The sequence below is a fragment of the Pelagimonas phthalicica genome, from assembly GCF_004364805.1.
GTDB classification, from domain to species: domain Bacteria; phylum Pseudomonadota; class Alphaproteobacteria; order Rhodobacterales; family Rhodobacteraceae; genus Pelagimonas; species Pelagimonas phthalicica.
Genome location: NZ_SOAP01000001.1, coordinates 1,564,448 through 1,579,714, shown reverse-complemented (window position 1 = coordinate 1,579,714; position 15,267 = coordinate 1,564,448). Strand labels below are relative to the sequence as shown.

The window sequence follows — 15,267 nt, the reverse complement described above, 5'->3', positions numbered from 1 at the left end:
ACATGCGCCGCCTGTTTGCCCTTGTCCTGATGCTCTGGTCGCTGGCTTTTGCCCGCGACCAGTTCGACGCCTATATCGATGCGACCGAGCTGCCGGTGATGGTACACGCCACCGCGACCGAAGTGCGGGATCGTCACGGCGAGCTGCTGCGCGCCTATATGGTCGAAGATGGGTTATGGCGGATGGAGGTCTCTGCCGATCAGGTCGATCCGCTGTTTTACGAGATGCTGATTGCTTATGAGGATAAGCGGTTTTTCGACCATCAGGGTGTCGATGGCTGGGCGATGGCACGGGCGGTGCGGCAGGCGCTTTGGAATGGGCGCGTGGTCTCAGGCGCGTCGACCCTGACCATGCAGGTGGCGCGGCTGCTTGAAGATGGGTCGACCGGGCGCTGGGATGGCAAGCTGCGGCAGATGCGGCTGGCCTTGGCGCTGGAACGGCAGCTGAGCAAGGATGAGATCCTGGCGATTTATCTGCGCATTGCGCCCTATGGCGGCAATGTCGAAGGGCTGCGCGCCGCGTCCCTGGCCTGGCTTGGCAAGGAACCGGGCCGATTGACCCCGGCTGAGGCGGCGCTGCTGGTTTCGCTGCCCCAAGCGCCCGAAAGCCGCCGACCGGATCGACATCCCGAAGCGGCGCGGATTGCGCGGGATCGGGTGTTGATGCGCATGGCCGGGGATGGGGTCATTGATATGGAGACCGCCCTGGCTGGGCAGATGGATCCCTGGCCCAAAGGGCGTCAGGCCGTGCCGCAATTGGCCCCGCATATGGCGGATCGCGCGGCGGCCATGGGCGAAGGGCGGCATGACCTGACGCTGGATGCCGGGTTGCAACGCAGTCTTGAGGCGCTGGTGCGTGATCACATGGCCAACAAAGACCCGCGCCTGTCCATGGCGGTGATGCTGGCGGATCATCAAAGCGGCGAGATCCTGGCCTCGGTCGGTTCGCCCGATTATGGTGATACGCAGGGGCAGGGCTTTGTCGACATGACACAGGCGCTGCGCTCGCCCGGATCAACGTTGAAACCGCTGGTTTACGGGCTGGGATTTGATGGCGGCATGGCACATCCCGAGACCTTGATCCTGGACACGCCGATCCAGTTTGGCAGCTATGCGCCGCAGAATTTCGACGGGGTGTTTCGCGGCGAGGTCTCGGTGCGCCATGCGCTGCAACTGTCGCTGAATATCCCGGTGATCCGGCTGACCGAAGCGCTGGGCCCGGCCCATGTGATGGCGGCGATGCAGCGGGCCGGGATGCAGGCCGAGTTGCAAGGTGGCGCGCCGGGTTTGGCGCTGTCCTTGGGCGGCGTCGGCACCAGTCTGCAAGACATGGTGCAGCTTTATGCCGGGATGGCCAATGGCGGCGAGGCGGTGCCCTTGCGCTGGCATCGTGGCATAGAGGAAGGAAAAGGTGCGCGGATCTTGTCAGCGGCTTCGGCCTGGCAGGTTGGCAATATTCTCGCCGGTCTGGCCCCGCCCGCCACGGCAGGCCCGCCGGGGCGTGTGGCCTATAAGACCGGCACGTCCTATGGCCACCGGGATGCCTGGGCGCTGGGCTGGGATGGGCAATATGTGGTTGGCGTCTGGATGGGGCGGGCTGATGGCACGCCGGTTCCCGGTGTCTTTGGCGGCGCGGATGCTGCACCGATCCTGTTTCAGGCGCTGGGGCGCGCGCGGGAGCGGGCGGTGCCCTTGCCACCGCCACCACCAGAGACATTGCAGATCGCGCGGGCGCAATTGCCTGCCAATCTGCAACGATTTGGTCCGCGTGAAAAACAGCCCACACTGCAACTGACCTTTCCACCGGATGGGGCGCGTTTGGCCCTGGAAGGCGGGGCTGTGCCGGTGAAATTGCGCGGCGGGGTGCCGCCTTTTGCGCTGTTGGTGGATGGGGCTGTGGTCCAGTCGGGCGTGCAGCGCCCGGAGTTTCTGGCACCGCTTGCCGGGCAGGGGTTTACCACTTTGTCGGTGATTGATGCGGCGGGCAATGCCGGACGGGTGTCGATCGAGCTGCAGTGAATGCGCAAGCTTCGGGTCGTTTTTGTGACTGCGGATAAGCAAGTTGCCTGAAAACAGGAGCTTGCAAAGATGATTTTTCGAGGATTGGAAACCGACATTGCGCGGCGCTATCAGAGGGGCGGTGTTGATGCTTATGGGAACTTGCCTGAGCGGAGCGTGTCAGACGGGCCGGGCAACCCCTGTCGGCATTGTCTGCGGACGGTGCCAGAGGGTGAAGAGATGCTGATTTTGGCGCATCTTCCCTTTGGCGCGTTGCAGCCTTATGCCGAAACCGGACCGGTATTCTTGTGTGGGGGTCATTGTGATGGGGCGGGGGATCAGGAGGGATTGCCCGAGGTGCTGACCCTGTCACCGCAATTTTTGATCAAGGCCTATAGTGCGGATGAGCGCATTATTTATGGCACGGGTGAGGTTGTAGCGCAGGCGGTTTTGGCGGAGGAGGTGGCGCAGCGTTTGGCGCGTGCGGATGTGGCCTTTGTCGATGTGCGATCCGCGCGCAACAATTGCTGGTTGGCGCGGGCGACGCGGGATTAGCGGACGGGGGTGACGCTGGTTTGCCTTTGGCAAACCTCGCCCCACCCACCGTCCCGTAGGCCGTGCCGCGCGATTAGATACGTTCAATCGCCAGTGCGATGCCTTGCCCGCCGCCGATGCACATGGTGATCAGCGCTTTGGAACCGCCAATGCGTTCCAACTCGTAAAGCGCTTTGACGGTGATGATGGCTCCGGTGGCACCAACCGGGTGGCCAAGGGCAATTGCGCCGCCATTGGGGTTCACCTTGGCCGGGTCGAAGCCGAGCCCCTTGTTCACCGCCAAAGCCTGGCTGGCGAAGGCTTCGTTGCTTTCGATCACGTCGAAATCGGACACAGACAGGCCGGTTCGTTTCAGCAGGTTTTCCACGGCAGGCACCGGGCCGATGCCCATGACCTCGGGGCGCACGCCTGCATGGGCATAGCCGATGATGCGGGCGCGGGGTTTGAGACCGGCAGATTCAGCTGCGGAGGCACGGGCGAGAACCAGAGCCGCTGCGCCATCATTGATGCCTGACGCATTGCCCGCGGTCACTGTTCCGTCTTTTTGAAAGACGGTGCGAAGGCCCGACAGGGCCTCAAGAGTGGTGGCCTTGGGATGTTCGTCCGTGTCAAAGGCGACCATATCGCGTTTCACTTTGACCTCAACCGGGACGATCTGATCCTTGAAATGGCCTGCTTCAATCGCGGCTGCGGCGCGGTTCTGGCTTTCCAGGGCAAAGGCATCCTGTGCGTCGCGGCTGATATCGTGCTCGGCGGCGACGTTTTCCGCTGTAACCCCCATATGGCCGGTGCCAAAGGGGCAGTTCAGCGCGCCGAGCATCATGTCCAGTGTCTTGATATCGCCCATCTTGGCCCCCCAGCGTTGGCTGGGCACGATATAGGGGCTGCGCGACATGTTTTCAGCACCGCCGACCAGGGCGAAATCGGCATCGCCCAGCATCAGGGATTGTGCGCCGGAAATGATCGCCTGAACACCGGAGCCACAGAGGCGGTTGACGTTCATCGCTGGTGTCGCCTCGGGGATGCCCGCCTGCATGGCGGCCACGCGTGAAAGGTACATGTCGCGCGGTTCGGTGTTGATGATATGGCCAAAGACCACATGGTCAATCTGCTGACCGTCGACGCCAGCGCGTTCCAAAGCGGCCTTGGCGGCGATGGTGCCGAGATCAATGGGGGCGGTGCCGGCCAGGCTGCCGCCAAAGGTGCCAATGGCTGTGCGTGCGCCGCTAAGAATGACGATATCGTCGCTCATGATGTCCTCCTCTTAAGTTGGGGAAACTATGAGCGCTGCAATGCGGCATGTCAGCCGCAACGTTCCGTCATTGTGGTGAGGTTTGTTGGGATTGGTCGCTAACTCTAGCGCCGGGATACTGGATATTTCACATTGCGGGCGGCAGGCGTGGCCCTGTTTTCCCTTTGTTTTGCGCGTAGGGTGCGCAAGAAGCCAAACAGGCTGAGCACCCCCGGTTTGGACCCGTTTGGCGCGCCGCGAGGCCCCTTGGGCTGCGCATCTTGCAAACCAGGTTTATAAGAGCGCCCGCCCGTGGCTGGAGAGGAAGAGAGAGACGTGAAACGCGACATGACCTGAACATGGCGCGGAAATTATTGAGATTGAGTTAATTCAAACAGTTAGTCTGCGGCTGAAATCAGAGACAAATCACCGTGTTTTGGCACGTCTTGCAAATAGGTTTCGCGGGCTTGCACAGTCACGGCCATGACCAGCAAGGCCCCGATCAGGGCAATATTCAAGATATTCAGACTGCTGTTCATTGCTCTGCCTTTTGTCTGAACGCGGGTGCAATACCCCGTTGCGCACGACGCGTTTGCGAAGCCTTTTATCAAGGGGGCGGGACGGAAAGGTTCAATGCGACATTTCGGCAGTTCAAGGGGGTTTGAGCGGGGTCTTGCGCGACTCACTTGATTTAGGACGCGGTGCTTTGTACATGCTGGGCATGTTTCCGCTTTTCGACATGGGCGACCGTGTGCGCCTTCGCGAACGTTTTTACGGTGCCAACTTTGCAGTTTTGGCCCGACTATAACTGCGCGAATTTTACGGCGTCGAAACGCCTTGTGAAAGCCAACCACCATTAGCAATCAAAACGGGAGAGGACCGCATGTCCCCCAAAACACTCTATGATAAAATCTGGGACGCTCATGTCGCCCACGAAGACGAAGATGGCACCTGCCTTCTGTATATCGACCGCCACCTGGTTCACGAAGTGACCAGCCCGCAAGCCTTTGAGGGGCTGCGTATGGCGGGTCGCAAGGTGCGCGCGCCGGAAAAGACCATTGCCGTGCCGGATCACAACGTTCCGACCACTGCTGGCCGCGAAGATCCAAGCCAGATGACCGAAGAATCCCGCATTCAGGTTGAGGCGCTGGATAAGAACGCCAAGGAATTTGGTGTGCATTACTACCCTGTTTCTGACATCCGTCAGGGCATCGTGCATATTGTTGGCCCCGAACAGGGCTGGACCCTGCCGGGCATGACCGTGGTTTGCGGCGACAGCCACACCGCGACCCACGGGGCCTTTGGTGCGCTGGCGCATGGGATCGGCACGTCTGAGGTTGAGCACGTGCTCGCCACTCAGACCCTGATCCAGAAGAAGTCCAAGAACATGAAGGTGGAGATCACCGGCAAACTCAAGCCGGGTGTGACCGCCAAGGACATCACCCTGGCCGTGATCGGTGAGACCGGCACAGGCGGCGGCACTGGCTATGTCATCGAATATTGCGGTGAAGCGATCCGTGATCTGTCGATGGAAGGCCGCATGACCGTCTGCAACATGGCGATCGAAGGCGGTGCACGTGCGGGTCTGATTGCACCGGATGAAACCACCTTTGAATATGTCAAAGGCCGCCCACATGCGCCAAAGGGTGCCCAATGGGAAGCTGCCTTGGACTGGTGGAAGACTCTTTACACCGATGAAGGCGCGCATTTCGACAAGGTTGTGACGCTGAAAGGCGAAGACATCCAGCCCGTCGTGACCTGGGGTACCTCGCCCGAGGATGTTTTGCCGATCACCGGCGTTGTGCCGCACCCTTCCGATTTTGAGGGCGGCAAAGTCGACGCGGCGGCGCGGTCCATCGAATATATGGGTCTGACACCGGGTCAGAAACTGGCCGATATCGAGATCGACACCGTGTTCATTGGCTCTTGCACCAATGGTCGTATCGAAGATCTGCGCGCCGCAGCCGAAGTGCTGAAAGGCAAAAAGATCAAGGACGGGATGCGCGCCATGGTCGTTCCGGGCTCTGGTCTGGTCCGTGCTCAGGCCGAAGAAGAAGGTCTGGCACAGATCTTTGAGGATGCCGGCTTTGAATGGCGTCTGGCGGGTTGCTCCATGTGTTTGGCGATGAACCCTGATCAGCTATCCGAGAACGAGCGTTGCGCCTCGACCTCGAACCGTAACTTTGAGGGGCGTCAGGGCTTTAAGGGTCGCACCCATCTGGTGAGCCCGGGCATGGCAGCCGCCGCTGCTCTGACCGGCAAGCTGACCGACGTTCGGGACCTGATGTAATGGCATCTGGTGCGCCAATCCAAAACGGGTCTATCCTGCCAGAGGTTGCAACCCTCTGGATCGGGCCAGAACTGGATTGGCTGCACCAGATGTGCCTTAGCAGCTTTGTGCATCACGGACATAAGGTGACGCTGTTCTATGCCGGGTCTGATCTGGCCCCCGTCGTTCCTGACGGGGTGATCACTCGCCCGGCAGCCGATATTTGGGATCCAGCAGACCACGGACATGGCGGGGCACCTGCCTCGATGGTGTCTGATCTGTTCCGGCTCTATCTGCTCAAGCAGACCGAGATGATCTGGATCGACGCGGATGTGTTGTGCCTGCAACCGTTCCCCGAAAAACCCTACCATGTTGGTTGGGAACCTTCGGGAACGGTGAATGGGGCCATTCTGCGTCTGCCAAAAGAGTCGGCCACGCTGAACAGTCTGATCGAATGGTTCGAAGATCCCGAATTTGTCCCGCATTGGATGACCGAGACGCAGCAGGCCAAAGTGGCCGAGGCGGAACCGGGAAAACGATTGGTGACGGCGTTCAAATTGGTGCGGCCTTCGGTCGGGCCACGGGCGTTGAAACACACCTTGCGGGCCAAAAAGGAAAAGCGGTTCATCAGCCCCGCTGAGGTCTATTACCCAGTGCGCGGCGTTTATACCGATGTGCTGTTTTCACCTTTTGGCGGGGTCGAACCTGGCCTGACCGAAGAGACGCTTTGCGTGCATCTCTATGCGTCGATGATCCGTGGCTATCACAAGAAACACACACCAGCGCCGGGCAGTTTCATTGCCGAATATGCCCGGGAAATTGAATTCGATATCGCCCCGTAAGGGCGAGAGTTTGAGGAGACTCAACATGGAAAAGTTTGAGAAACTGACCGGAATTGCGGCGCCAATGCCGCTTGTGAATATCGATACCGATATGATCATCCCGAAACGCTTTCTGAAATCCATCAAGCGCACCGGCTTTGGTGTCAGCTTGTTTGATGAAATGCGTTACAACCGCGATGGCACCGAGATCGAGGATTTCGTGCTGAACAAGCCGCAATACCGCGAGGCAGAGATCCTGGTCGCGGGTGACAATTTTGGCTGTGGCTCGTCGCGCGAACACGCGCCTTGGGCGATCAAGGATTTTGGCATCAAATGCGTGATCTCCACGTCTTTTGCCGACATCTTTTTCAACAACTGTTTTAAGAACGGCATCCTGCCGATCGTTTTGCCACAAGAGCAGGTTGATGTGCTGATGAAGGACGCGGAAAAGGGCCAGAATGCTCGTATGACCGTCGATCTCGAGGCGCAGACCGTGACCACATCGGATGGCGAGACCATTTCCTTTGAGGTGGATGCGTTCAAAAAGCACTGCTTGCTGCAAGGGCTCGATGATATTGGCCTGTCGATGGAGAAAGTGTCGTCCATCGATAGCTTTGAAGAGCAAGCTGCGCAGGCGCGTCCCTGGGTTTGATATTGGATTGGCCTGGCCCCGGTTTCGGGGCTGGGCCTTTTCACTATGCTTGTTGCACGAGGCAGCGAAACCCTTCGGGTGTGCCGTGTAACATCATCGTGCCGACGGCGCTGACAACGGTGCCGTCATGCACGGTTTCAACAGTCTCAAGCGTGTAATCGATATGGCCAAGATGGGCGATCTTGTCCATTTGCTGCATGAAAACCTGCATGACTGCGCCGGGGTCCTGCGACATCAGATCTTCTGGCCCTTCAAAACTGTATTCCCCCACCGCCTCGCGATTGCCATGCATCAGGGTTGCCTTGAATTGTGCCATGCGCGCCTCCTCTGTCTTAAAGTAACAGTTTTGTAACGGTGCGCCTTTTGAGCGACGTTGATCTTGGTCAGATTTGGTGCGGAATTCGGAAATCTTTGCTTGTGGCGCTTGTCTTGTGCCCGAGGGGCACAGGCCCCCTAGATATGGGTTGTCGTAAGGCGCGTTGCCTGACCTTGATGCAATCCCGCACCAGTCGGCGGGTGAAAAAGCAACAAATTCGGCAACTTGGCGATCGGCGTATTGTCGCCGAGATCAAAGTGAGGCAAAACTAAGGCAACAATGAGGCAAGCCGCCACAAAGGCGGCATCGGGATGGAACAAGAAACCGGCATCGTATCGGCTTCGTCCAGACTGAAAGGGCAGGTTCTGTGATCAAACGTATGATCGGCGCAGCCGTTCGGGCGATTCTTGTGGCATCGGTGTTTACCATGCCCGCGATACTCTTGCCCGGCACATCGGCGGATACGGTGCAGATGGTGGTTCTGCTGTCGCTGGTTGCAGCGCTGCTGGTCTTTGTCGAATACAGCTCGGAATATCCAAGCCTGATCGAATTTCGCAATGCACCGCCTTTTAACCGGCTGCGCTTTCTGGCGCTGTTTTGCACGGTTCTGACGTTGACGCTGATGGCGCGGGGGCAGGTCATGCCCACAGCGCTCAGCTCAACCCTGGTTGGGTTGGGGCATATGATCGGTAATGCGATGGATTTCCCATTCTCGCCGGTGCGCTTGATGGTCCTCTTGGCCCCCGAGGGCGCCACGCCACCGGAATTGGACCAGATCCGTATGCATGCGGGCATGTCCTATCTGATTGCCCTGGCAATGTTGCTAAGCTTTGTCGTTGTGGTGCGCCTGTTGGATTGGCCGCTGCGCCATGGGGCGTTCAATTTCTGGGTAAACCTGCCTTTGTTTGACCCGACTGCGGGTGGCGATGTCTTGCGCAGGCTCAAGCGGGACAGCCATGTTAACGTCGCCTTAGGCTTTCTTCTGCCATTCCTGATACCGGCGGTTCTGAAAACCGCTTCGGTTTATGCTGTCTCTGTGTCGCTGACCGATCCACAAACTCTGATCTGGACGATGAGCGCATGGGCCTTTCTGCCAATCAGCTTGATTATGCGCGGCGTGGCACTGATGCGTATCGCCGATCTGATCGAAGAAAAGCGTCGCCGCGCCTACGCGCAGGCCGAATTGCAGGTGGCCTGATCCTTCTTGCCAGTTATTTGTTGGTCGCGGCTGCCGTTTCGGCGGATCCTTTGCGCGTGGCCACATGGCATGGGGATTTCAGCCGCAAGGGGCCGGGATTGCTGGTGCGCGAATTGGCGGGCGACAAGCCCGTGCCGGGGGTAGCCAGCATTGCGCAGGCGCGGCCGGACATCCTGTTGCTGACCAATTTCGACTTTGACGCCGGGCATGTTGCACTAGGGGCGCTGCAAAGCCGGTTGCGCGACCAAAGCTGGCCCATGCCACATCTGTTTGCCTTGCGACCCAATACGGGCCTGCCGACGGGTGTGGATGTGGACGGCGACGGGAAACTGGGCGGGCCCCGGGATGCGCAGGGCTTTGGCTATTTCTCGGGGCAGGGCGGGCAGGCGATCCTGTCGCGTTATCCTGTGCGTTTGGTTGCCGATCATTCAGGGGCGTTCTGGGCGGATGCGCCGGGCAGTTTGATTGCCAAGGATGATCCGGTTGGCGCGGCGCAACGGTTGTCATCCTCGGCCCATTGGGCGGTCGAGGTTGAGGTTGACGGTGCCAAGGTGACCTTACTGACGTTGGCCGCGACACCGCCGGTGTTTGATGGGCCAGAGGATCGCAATGGGCGGCGCAATCGGGATGAGGTGCTGTATTGGTCGCATGTGTTGCATGACAAGGCCGCGTTTGCCGACGCGCCTGTTGTCGTTCTGGGCAATTTCAACCTGGACCCGGATCGCGGGCAGGGGTTGCACGAGGCTGTGGCTCAGGTCCTGGCGCATGACCGCTTGCAAGATCCTTTGCCAAAGGTGCCAACGGTGAAATGGGAGCGGGCAGGAGAGATGCGAATTTCTTACATCCTGCCCGATCAGTCGCTCCGGATAGGTAAGGCCGAGGTTATGCCGCCGGAGCCAAAGGCCGGGCCGCATCGCCTTGTCTGGATGGACCTGCTGTTGGATTGAACGGGCGCAAGGCCTGGGCAATCGCCTCAGACGGGGGCGTTACCGGGAAATCCGGCACAAGCTCGTCAAAGACCTGACCATCCAAATGGTGCGCTTTGTTCCAAAGATAGCTCATCTCGACCAAGTGTTTTGCCAAGGGCCAGAATGGGCGGGCGATTTGAATGGGCAGCCAGCTCATCTTTTTGAGCTTGACGGGTTTGCCCAAGGCTTCGGCGCAGAGGTGTGCCAGGTCATGTCCGCTCAGGGTATAGCCCGCAAAGGGGATGTCGGAAAACCTTGGCAGGAATTCGCGTTGCTCGGCCAAGGCGACAGTGGCGCGGGCAAGGTCGGGCAGAAAGGCCCAGGCATGGGGCAGATCGGGCGCACCGGGATAGGTGAACACGCCTTTCTTCAGGCTTGGGGCCATGATCTTGTCAAACCAGTTGCCCGACGCCTCGGTATCCAGAAAATCCCCGGCCCGCAGGATAATCGTCTGCACGCCCGAGGTGCGAAAGCGCTCTTCCATCTTGATCCGAACTTGGCCCAACGGGTTGCGTGCGGTGTGTGGGGTGTCGGCTGCGAACCGGTCCGGCGCATCCGGCCCGTAGACATAGACATTGCCGGGGATGATCACGGTTGCACCGCTGGACTTGGCGGCGGCGATGACTTGCTCTGTCAGCTTGGGCACTTGCGCCCCCCAGTCGGGATAAAGCGGGTTCCAGGCATTGACGATTACATCCTGCCCCTGCGCAGCCGTGGTCAGGTCATCCTTGGAGCGGTCAAACAGGCTGACCCGCCAGCCGGCATTCCAGAAGGCCTCAGCAGCGTTGCGACCAAAACGGCCATTCGCCCCTAAAATCAAAACTGTTCCTGTCATAACGACGCCTCCAAATTCACGCATGACAAGAATTAGCTATTCAAATTAATTTGGGAATTGCCTGAATTTGCATTGCGTGTATTCATCAATGAATGGATGCGGCGCTCTCAAAACTTGATTGGTCTTTGGTTCAAACCTTTCTGGCGGTGGCCGAAACTGGGTCGCTGTCTCAGGCGGCGCGACAGATTGGCGTTTCGCAGCCGACGGTGGGCCGGCAAATCAAACAGATTGAATCCGATCTGGATGTGACTCTGTTTACCCGACAACCGCGCGGTTTGGCCTTGACCGAAACCGGGGCGGCCTTGTTGCCCCATGCGCGCATGATGGCGGATGGGATACGCGCGCTAAGCCTGACGGCGGCGGGGCGCAGTGACAAACTGTCTGGCCCGGTGCGGATCACCGCCAGTGTGTTTACCGCGCAATACCAATTGCCGCGGATCCTGGCCAAACTGCGCGCCGAAGAGCCGGAGATCTTGATCGACGTCGTTGCCTCGGACAAGGCGGAAAACCTGCTCTATCGCGAGGCGGATATCGCCGTGCGCATGTTTGAACCCACCCAGCTGGATATCATCACCCGTCATCTGGGCGAGCTCGAGCTGGGAATCTACGCCGCCACCAGCTATCTGGATCGGGTTGGGCGACCGGGTGGGTTTGACGAGATGTTTCGCTATGATCTGGTTGGGTATGATCAGAATGACGACATCATTCGCGGTATGCGTGAGATTGGGATTGATGCGCAGCGGGAATGGTTTGCCACCCGCTGCGACCACCACGCCACCTATTTCGAACTGATCCGCGCAGGATGCGGTGTGGGGTTTGCCCAGGTCGGGATTGGGGATGCCTGCCCCGAGGTTGAACGCCTGTTCCCCGACTTTCCGATGCCCACCCTTCCGCTTTGGCTGGCCGCGCATGAGGCGGTCCGGTCGACGCCTCGGATCAAACGTGTCTGGGATGCCCTGGCCGGGGGGCTTTCGCCCAGTGTTTTATAGCGGGTTTCTTGACGCCGCACCCCTTGCGGGATAGGGCCTGTCCAACAGATTTGACAGAGGACAGCACCGATGACCAACCCTTCGATTCTTATCTTGCCCGGCGACGGGATTGGCCCCGAAGTCATGGCCGAAGTCCGCAAGATCATCACTTGGTTTGGTGACAAGCGTGGCCTGGCCTTTGACGTGAGCGAAGATCTGGTTGGTGGCGCGGCTTATGATGCGCATGGCGTGCCTTTGCATGACGACACCATGGCCAAAGCCCAAGAGGTGGACGCGGTTCTGCTGGGTGCCGTTGGCGGCCCGAAATACGACAATCTCGATTTCAGCGTAAAGCCTGAGCGCGGCCTGCTGCGTCTGCGCAAGGAAATGGACCTGTTTTCGAACCTGCGCCCGGCGCAGTGCTTTGACGCTTTGGCTGATTTCTCGTCCTTGAAGAAAGATATCGTGGCCGGTCTGGATATCATGATCGTACGCGAGCTAACCTCGGGCGTTTATTTCGGCGAACCACGCGGCATTTTCGAAGAGGGCAATGAGCGTGTTGGCATCAACACCCAGCGCTACACCGAATCCGAGATCGAGCGCGCCGCCCGCAGCGCCTTTGAACTGGCCATGCGCCGCAACAAAAAGCTCTGCTCGATGGAAAAAGCCAACGTTATGGAATCCGGTATTCTGTGGCGCGAAGTGGTTGAGCGTGTGGCGCAGGATTATCCTGAGGTCGAGCTGAGCCATATGTATGCCGATAACGGCGCGATGCAGCTGGTGCGCGCACCCAAGCAGTTTGACGTGATCGTCACCGACAACCTGTTCGGCGATATCCTGTCTGACTGTGCCGCGATGCTGACTGGCTCGCTGGGGATGCTGCCATCTGCCTCGCTGGGTCTGCCGATGGAGAATGGTCGCCCGAAAGCCCTGTACGAGCCGGTGCATGGGTCCGCCCCTGACATCGCCGGTCAGGGCAAAGCCAACCCGATCGCCTGTATCCTCAGCTTTGCCATGGCGCTGCGCTATAGCTTTGATCAGGGTGCCGAGGCGGATCGTCTGGAAGCCGCAGTTGAGAAAGTGCTGGCCGATGGCGTGCGCACCGCTGATTTGCTGGGCGAAGAGGGTGTGACCCCGGTTTCGACTAGCGAAATGGGTGACACCATTGTCGCGGCGCTGGACGCCAGCATCTAAGCGCTGATTGCGGATTGAGTCATATGAAACGGGCGTTCTGATCAGGAGCGCCCGTTTTGCGTTAGGTGAGGCAGTCGCCAAGATTTCGACACGTATTTCCCTTGCGGCATACCGGGCGAAAGATATAGGCAGATAGCGGTAACAGTCTTTGCAGGTCTGCCATGCCCCAAGCTTCGCTTCCGACACAATCGCCATTGCAAGCCTCTCTGTTCGGGTTGGCCGCATTTGCGGTATTTGCGACTCATGACGTGATCATCAAGCTGTTGGGCGGCACCTATTCCGCGATTCAGATCCTGTTTTTCGGGGCCTTGCTGAGTTTCCCGATCATCACCGTGATTTTGATGCGCGACCGCGAACCCGGCACGCTGCGCCCGAAACATCCAGGCTGGATCGCCCTGCGCAGTGTGTCTGGCTCTTTTGCCGCGCTGGGGGCGTTTTATGCGTTTTCGGTTCTGCCCTTGGCACAGACCTATGCCATCCTGTTTGCCGCGCCGTTGCTCATCACTCTACTGGCGATCCCGATCCTGGGGGAGCGCGTGCGCCTGCGTCGTGGTCTGGCAGTGCTTGCGGGTCTGGTTGGAGTCATGGTTGTTTTGCGCCCCGGTGCGGCCGAATTCGGTCTGGGGCACGCTGCGGCCTTGCTGTCGGCTGTGACGGGGGCGTTGAACTCAATTGTGGTGCGTAAGGTGGGCGCAGAGGAGCGCACGGTCGTCATGATCCTCTATCCGATGATGACGAACTTTATTCTGATGGCCGTGGCACTGCCCTTTGTCTACAAACCTGTCGCCCTGGTGGACATGGGATTGATGGCGGTTGTGGCAGCTATGGTGCTGGTCGCCATGGCCTTTCTCATCATGGCCTATCAACGCGGTCCCGCCGTTATGGTCGCCCCGATGCAATATTCGCAGATCCTGTGGGCGGCGTTGTTTGGGGCACTTTTTTTTGATGAATACCCCGATAGGGCAACCTATATCGGGGCCGGTATCATCATTCTGAGCGGCCTTTACATCCTGCGCCGTGAATCCGGCGACGATGTCTCGGAAAACCGCCCCGTTCTGCGGACCAGAACGCGCGTTGGCCTGCCCGTTGGGCCGCGTGTTGGGGCGTTGATGAAAACCGAAGATAAGGAAGAATAGGCTTGCCAATACCAGGCATCAAAGCTATCCCGCCCGCCACGGTCGGAGTGTAGCTCAGCCTGGTAGAGCACTGTCTTCGGGAGGCAGGGGCCGGAGGTTCGAATCCTCTCACTCCGACCAAATTATCTTATAATCCCGAATGGTTATCAGAAATCCCAATCTTCGTCTTCTGTCGCAACGGCCTTGCCAATGACATAGGACGACCCGGAGCCGGAAAAGAAGTCGTGGTTTTCGCTGTCCGGGCTCAGGGCGGCGAGGATGGCTGGATTTACTTCGGAGACTTCCGGCGGGAACAAGGCCTCAAAGCCGAGATTTTGCAGGGCTTTGTTGGCGTTGTAATGCAGGAAAACTTTGACATCTTCGGTCAGGCCCAGCTCGTCATACAGTTCTTCGGTATATTGGTTTTCGATCCCGTAGAGTTCGAACATCAAGCCAAAGGCATAATCCTTCATCTCTTGCTGTTCGGCCTCTGACAGTTTTTCGTAACCGCGCTGGAACTTGTAGCCGATATAGTAGCCATGCACCGCCTCATCGCGGATGATCAGGCGGATCAGGTCGGCTGTGTTGGTCAGCTTGGCGCGGCTTGACCAATACATGGGAAGGTAAAAACCGGAATAGAACAGGAAGCTTTCGAGGAAGACCGAAGCGATTTTGCGCTTGAGCGGGTCATTGCCCGGCGCATAAGTGTCGAGGATCGCCTTGGCCTTGGCCTGTAAATGCGGGTTTTCTTCGGACCATCGGAAAGCTTCGTCGATCTCTTTGGTCGAACACAGGGTCGAGAAGATCGAGGAATAGCTGCGCGCGTGAACCGCTTCCATAAAGGCGATATTGGTCAGCACGGCCTCTTCATGCGGCGTGATCGCATCGGGCATGAGCGAAGGCGCGCCAACGGCGTTCTGGATCGTGTCGAGCAGGGTCAAGCCGGTGAAAACGCGGATTGTCAGCTGCTTTTCGTGATCGGTCAGCGTTGCCCAGCTGGGAATGTCGTTGGACAGCGGTACCTTTTCCGGCAGCCAGAAGTTGACTGTCAGACGGTTCCAGACCTCAAGGTCTTTTTCGTCATCCAGGCGGTTCCAGTTGATCGCGCGGGGGATCTTGGTCTCGGTCATGTCTTTCATTTCTCTGGC

15 protein-coding genes and 1 tRNA gene are annotated in these 15,267 nt (G+C 58.9%); 11 read left to right on the top strand and 5 right to left on the bottom strand.

Annotation, left to right across the window (positions count from 1 at the left end; genetic code table 11):
* Window positions 1-2 precede the first annotated feature (2 nt).
* Window positions 3-2,018: a penicillin-binding protein 1C gene (pbpC, locus tag CLV87_RS07750; protein ID WP_099242215.1), complete on the top strand. Its 2,016-nt coding sequence runs from the start codon at window positions 3-5 to the stop codon at window positions 2,016-2,018.
* Between the two features lie 69 nt (window positions 2,019-2,087).
* The gene (locus CLV87_RS07745; RefSeq protein ID WP_099242216.1) at window positions 2,088-2,552 is read left to right on the top strand and encodes a DUF1203 domain-containing protein; all 465 of its coding nucleotides are present in this window, start codon (window positions 2,088-2,090) and stop codon (window positions 2,550-2,552) included.
* A 73-nt stretch (window positions 2,553-2,625) separates the two neighbouring features.
* Here the strand turns inward: CLV87_RS07745 and CLV87_RS07740 are convergent, their stop codons facing one another.
* Together CLV87_RS07740 and CLV87_RS23830 are read right to left on the bottom strand one after the other, a co-directional pair.
* Entirely contained in the window at window positions 2,626-3,804 is a 1,179-nt protein-coding gene (locus CLV87_RS07740) for an acetyl-CoA C-acyltransferase family protein (protein WP_099242218.1), read from the bottom strand.
* Window positions 3,805-4,181: 377 nt separating this feature from the next.
* Window positions 4,182-4,322 carry a hypothetical protein gene (locus CLV87_RS23830; protein ID WP_166652694.1) on the bottom strand — a complete coding sequence of 47 codons (141 nt, stop codon included), beginning with the start codon at window positions 4,320-4,322 and terminating at the stop codon, window positions 4,182-4,184.
* A 344-nt stretch (window positions 4,323-4,666) separates the two neighbouring features.
* On the opposite strand from CLV87_RS23830, the gene leuC reads away from it, so the two are divergent.
* The 3 genes from leuC to leuD are packed head-to-tail and all read left to right on the top strand — an operon-like array spanning window position 4,667 to window position 7,525.
* A complete protein-coding gene (gene leuC / locus CLV87_RS07735) occupies window positions 4,667-6,073 on the top strand; it encodes a 3-isopropylmalate dehydratase large subunit (RefSeq protein WP_099242220.1) in 1,407 nt (468 codons plus the stop codon).
* On the top strand, window positions 6,073-6,894 hold the full coding sequence (locus CLV87_RS07730; protein WP_099242222.1) for a glycosyltransferase family 32 protein: 822 nt from the start codon (window positions 6,073-6,075) through the stop codon (window positions 6,892-6,894). The genes leuC and CLV87_RS07730 overlap by 1 nt, the downstream gene beginning before the upstream one ends.
* A gap of 25 nt (window positions 6,895-6,919) precedes the next feature.
* The gene (gene leuD / locus CLV87_RS07725) at window positions 6,920-7,525 is read left to right on the top strand and encodes a 3-isopropylmalate dehydratase small subunit (RefSeq protein WP_099242224.1); all 606 of its coding nucleotides are present in this window, start codon (window positions 6,920-6,922) and stop codon (window positions 7,523-7,525) included.
* A 43-nt stretch (window positions 7,526-7,568) separates the two neighbouring features.
* Here the strand turns inward: leuD and CLV87_RS07720 are convergent, their stop codons facing one another.
* A complete protein-coding gene (locus CLV87_RS07720) occupies window positions 7,569-7,841 on the bottom strand; it encodes a hypothetical protein (RefSeq protein ID WP_099242225.1) in 273 nt (90 codons plus the stop codon).
* Window positions 7,842-8,208: 367 nt separating this feature from the next.
* On the opposite strand from CLV87_RS07720, the gene CLV87_RS07715 reads away from it, so the two are divergent.
* On the top strand, window positions 8,209-9,039 hold the full coding sequence (locus tag CLV87_RS07715) for a hypothetical protein (RefSeq protein WP_099242229.1): 831 nt from the start codon (window positions 8,209-8,211) through the stop codon (window positions 9,037-9,039).
* 56 nt (window positions 9,040-9,095) lie between these two features.
* Window positions 9,096-9,986 (top strand): endonuclease/exonuclease/phosphatase family protein, encoded by an 891-nt coding sequence (locus CLV87_RS07710; protein WP_235871868.1) that lies wholly within the window; start codon window positions 9,096-9,098, stop codon window positions 9,984-9,986.
* On the opposite strand, the gene CLV87_RS07705 is transcribed toward CLV87_RS07710, so the two are convergent.
* The gene (locus CLV87_RS07705) at window positions 9,922-10,842 is read right to left on the bottom strand and encodes a Rossmann-fold NAD(P)-binding domain-containing protein (protein WP_099244616.1); all 921 of its coding nucleotides are present in this window, start codon (window positions 10,840-10,842) and stop codon (window positions 9,922-9,924) included. The genes CLV87_RS07710 and CLV87_RS07705 overlap by 65 nt on opposite strands.
* Before the next feature lie 92 nt (window positions 10,843-10,934).
* Here CLV87_RS07705 and CLV87_RS07700 point away from each other — a divergent pair, with 92 nt between their 5' ends.
* From CLV87_RS07700 to CLV87_RS07685, 4 genes are all read left to right on the top strand, one after another.
* A complete protein-coding gene (locus CLV87_RS07700; protein ID WP_099242233.1) occupies window positions 10,935-11,831 on the top strand; it encodes a LysR family transcriptional regulator in 897 nt (298 codons plus the stop codon).
* A 69-nt stretch (window positions 11,832-11,900) separates the two neighbouring features.
* On the top strand, window positions 11,901-13,004 hold the full coding sequence (gene leuB, locus CLV87_RS07695) for a 3-isopropylmalate dehydrogenase (RefSeq protein ID WP_099242235.1): 1,104 nt from the start codon (window positions 11,901-11,903) through the stop codon (window positions 13,002-13,004).
* A gap of 161 nt (window positions 13,005-13,165) precedes the next feature.
* Entirely contained in the window at window positions 13,166-14,140 is a 975-nt protein-coding gene (locus tag CLV87_RS07690; protein WP_099242237.1) for a DMT family transporter, read from the top strand.
* Between the two features lie 43 nt (window positions 14,141-14,183).
* Window positions 14,184-14,260: transfer RNA gene (locus tag CLV87_RS07685), tRNA-Pro, on the top strand.
* Between the two features lie 26 nt (window positions 14,261-14,286).
* On the opposite strand, the gene nrdF is transcribed toward CLV87_RS07685, so the two are convergent.
* On the bottom strand, window positions 14,287-15,258 hold the full coding sequence (nrdF, locus tag CLV87_RS07680) for a class 1b ribonucleoside-diphosphate reductase subunit beta (RefSeq protein WP_099242239.1): 972 nt from the start codon (window positions 15,256-15,258) through the stop codon (window positions 14,287-14,289).
* Window positions 15,259-15,267 lie beyond the last annotated feature (9 nt).